Below are 3,804 nucleotides of genomic sequence, written 5' to 3'. Positions count from 1 at the left end.
GCACGAAGCCTTAAACCACGCCTCGGACCTCCTCCACGTCGCCAAACAACTCGCCGAAGATGCGGCGATGACCAAGGAAACGGACCGTTACGCTTGGGCGTCGCATTACTTGCAGGAGATGGTCAAGGCGGTGGTTGATGATGTGGTGAAGGTGTTGGATTCGCCCGGTAACCTTCAGTAAGGGGCGAGTGAAAAACCGGTGCGGCGCCTGATTCCGATCACTCAAGAGATAGCTCAAGCACCGCTAACCTGTGGCGAGGTAGCTCGCCACAGGTTCGGTGTTCATTCTTGAGAGTGATGGCCATTGGGCGCTGCGCCATTTTTGGGTTTTACCTGGCTGTTTGTGACCTGCGAACCCTAGACCTCGCGTGTTAACCTTGCCGCCATCGCAAAATTAGCAGGGCCAAGTGCCCCATCTTTGCCCCACTCCTTTTAACGAATTTGCTAACTATCTGATGAGTAAAAACACCTCCGATCTGTCCTCCCACACTCCAATGATGCAGCAGTACTGGCGCCTCAAAAACCAGCACCCTGATCAGTTGATGTTCTATCGCATGGGCGATTTCTACGAGATCTTCTACGAAGACGCGAAGAAGGCCGCCAAGCTGCTGGACATCACCCTGACCGCGCGCGGGCAGTCGGCGGGGCAGTCGATTCCGATGTGTGGGATTCCTTACCATTCGTTGGAAGGTTATCTGGTCAAGCTGGTGAAGCTGGGCGAGTCGGTAGTGATCTGTGAGCAGATCGGCGACCCGGCGACCAGCAAAGGGCCGGTGGAACGTCAGGTGGTGCGCATTATCACGCCGGGCACGGTGAGTGATGAGGCGTTGCTGGATGAGCGTCGTGACAATCTGATCGCGGCGGTGTTGGGCGATGAGCGTTTGTTTGGCCTGTCGGTGCTGGATATCACCAGCGGCAACTTCAGCGTGCTGGAGATCAAGGGCTGGGAGAACCTGCTGGCGGAGCTGGAGCGTATCAATCCGGTGGAGTTGTTGATTCCGGATGATTGGCCAAAGGATCTGCCGGCGGAAAAACGCCGTGGGACCAAGCGGCGTGCGCCGTGGGATTTTGAGCGCGATACAGCGCTAAAAAGCCTGTGCCAGCAGTTCTCGGTGCAGGACCTTAAAGGCTTCGGCTGCGAGACCTTGACCCTGGCCATCGGCGCTGCCGGTTGCTTGCTCAGCTATGCCAAGGAAACCCAGCGCACCGCCCTGCCGCATTTGCGCAGCCTGCGCCATGAGCGCCTGGATGACACTGTGGTGCTCGATGGCGCCAGCCGTCGCAACCTGGAGCTGGACACCAACCTGGCCGGTGGCCGCGATAACACGCTGCAATCGGTGGTCGACCGTTGCCAGACGGCCATGGGCAGCCGTTTGCTGACCCGTTGGTTGAACCGCCCACTGCGCGACTTGACCGTGCTGCAAGCGCGCCAGACCTCTATTACTTGCCTGCTGGATCGCTATCGCTTTGAGAACCTGCAGCCGCAGCTTAAAGAAATCGGTGATATCGAGCGCATTCTGGCGCGGATCGGCCTGCGCAATGCGCGGCCACGTGACCTGGCGCGCCTGCGCGATGCGTTGAGCGCGCTGCCGCAGCTGCAAGTGGCCATGACCGAACTGGACACGCCGCACCTGCAACAACTCGCCGTAACGGCCGGCACTTACCCGGACCTCGCGGCGCTGCTGGAAAAAGCCATTATCGACAACCCGCCGGCGATTATCCGTGACGGCGGCGTGCTTAAAACCGGTTACGACAGCGAGCTGGACGAGCTGCAATCGCTGAGCGAAAACGCCGGGCAGTTCCTGATTGACCTGGAAGCCCGCGAAAAAGCCCGCACCGGCCTGGCCAACTTGAAGGTCGGCTACAACCGCGTACACGGCTATTTTATTGAGTTGCCGAGCAAACAGGCCGAGTCGGCGCCGATTGATTATCAGCGTCGCCAAACCCTTAAAGGCGCCGAGCGTTTCATTACGCCGGAGCTTAAAGAGTTCGAAGACAAGGCCCTGTCGGCCAAGAGCCGTGCCCTGGCGCGCGAAAAGATGCTGTATGAAGCGTTGCTCGAAGATCTGATCAGCCGCCTGGCGCCGCTGCAAGACACCGCCGCCGCCTTGGCGGAACTGGATGTGCTGAGCAACCTGGCCGAGCGTGCGCTGAACCTTGACCTGAACTGCCCGCGGTTTGTCAGTGAGCCGTGCATGCGTATCGTGCAGGGGCGTCACCCGGTGGTGGAGCAGGTGTTGACCACGCCGTTCGTGGCCAACGACCTGTCGCTGGATGACGACACGCGCATGCTGGTGATCACAGGTCCCAACATGGGTGGTAAATCCACCTACATGCGCCAGACCGCCTTGATCGTGTTGCTGGCGCATATCGGCAGCTTTGTGCCGGCAGCCAGTTGCGAGTTGTCGCTGGTGGACCGCATTTTCACGCGGATCGGTTCCAGTGATGACCTGGCCGGTGGGCGTTCGACCTTTATGGTGGAAATGAGCGAAACCGCCAACATCCTGCATAACGCCACCGAACGCAGTCTGGTGCTGATGGACGAAGTGGGACGCGGCACCAGCACCTTCGATGGTCTGTCGCTGGCGTGGGCGGCGGCCGAGCGTTTGGCGCACTTGCGCGCCTATACGCTGTTCGCCACGCACTATTTCGAGCTGACGGTATTGCCCGAGAGCGAGCCGCTGGTGGCCAACGTGCACCTCAATGCCACTGAGCACAACGAGCGCATCGTGTTCCTGCACCACGTGCTGCCGGGGCCGGCGAGCCAGAGTTACGGCTTGGCCGTGGCGCAGTTGGCGGGGGTTCCCGCACAAGTCATCAGCCGTGCCCGCGAACACTTGAGCCGACTGGAAGAAACCGCCCTGCCCCATGAGATTCCGGTGGCAAGCGTGGCCAAAACCAGCGCCAAACCCAGCGCACCGCACCAGAGTGATATGTTCGCCAGCCTGCCCCATCCGGTGCTGGATGAGTTGGCAAAGCTTGACCTGGACGGTTTGACGCCGCGTAAAGCGCTCGAAATGTTATATGCACTGCAAGTTCGGATATAACGCACAGGCTTGCAAGCTGGTAGACTCTCGCGCGGTTTGGGATGCTGCGGGTTATTAGCCTGGCCTGCAGACTATCGCTCCCGAACCTCGCGAGCCCTGCCACAAAGGGTTTCGCTGCCGCCGCCTGAGGAGAGAATTAGAAATGACCTTCGTCGTTACCGACAACTGCATCAAGTGCAAGTACACCGACTGCGTCGAAGTGTGTCCGGTGGACTGCTTCTACGAAGGCCCGAACTTCCTGGTTATCCACCCGGATGAGTGCATCGACTGCGCCCTGTGTGAACCAGAATGCCCGGCCGTCGCTATTTTCTCCGAGGACGAAGTCCCGGCAGAGATGCAGGAATTCATTCAGTTGAACGTCGAGCTGGCGGAAATCTGGCCGAACATCACTGAGCGCAAAGATCCGATGCCTGATGCAGCGGAGTGGGATGGCAAGAAAGGTAAGATTGCAGACCTCGAGCGCTGAAAGCGCCGCCGCCCAATAAAAAAGGCCCCTTGCGGGCCTTTTTGCGTTTCTGGGTGGTCGGTTTCACTTTTCTGCAGGCAAAAAAAGGGGCGGTATGACCCGCCCACATTTTTTCCCTAGTCCCTGTATTCCTTTTCATCATCCTGATGAATCGCATCCTGCGACGTTCCTTCAACCATCGTTCCTTGATGGCTGTGCCAATCCGTGGACACAGGGCTGATCTTAGAGAGTTCCGAGGGAAGTTCAATGGGATCCAAGTGATCGGCTGGCAGACTTGAACGCCCATTCAAG

The 3,804-nt window shown here is 59.0% G+C and carries 3 protein-coding genes; all 3 read left to right on the top strand.

Annotated elements, in window-relative coordinates:
- The coding region (locus FEM54_RS27005; protein ID WP_138453700.1) for a DUF3077 domain-containing protein at window positions 1–181 on the top strand (181 nt) is incomplete at its 5' end.
- Between the two features lie 274 nt (window positions 182–455).
- Window positions 456–3,047 carry a DNA mismatch repair protein MutS gene (gene mutS, locus FEM54_RS27000; protein ID WP_017137051.1) on the top strand — a complete coding sequence of 864 codons (2,592 nt, stop codon included), beginning with the start codon at window positions 456–458 and terminating at the stop codon, window positions 3,045–3,047.
- A 142-nt stretch (window positions 3,048–3,189) separates the two neighbouring features.
- Window positions 3,190–3,513, top strand: a complete 324-nt coding sequence (fdxA, locus tag FEM54_RS26995) for a ferredoxin FdxA (protein ID WP_003208688.1) — start codon at window positions 3,190–3,192, stop codon at window positions 3,511–3,513.
- The last annotated feature ends 291 nt before the right edge of the window (window positions 3,514–3,804 follow it).

This window comes from Pseudomonas edaphica (genome assembly GCF_005863185.1).
In the GTDB taxonomy this organism is placed as follows: Bacteria; Pseudomonadota; Gammaproteobacteria; order Pseudomonadales; family Pseudomonadaceae; genus Aquipseudomonas; species Aquipseudomonas edaphica.
Note: the sequence above shows the minus strand (reverse complement) of the source record. Positions and strands in the feature narration are given on the sequence as shown.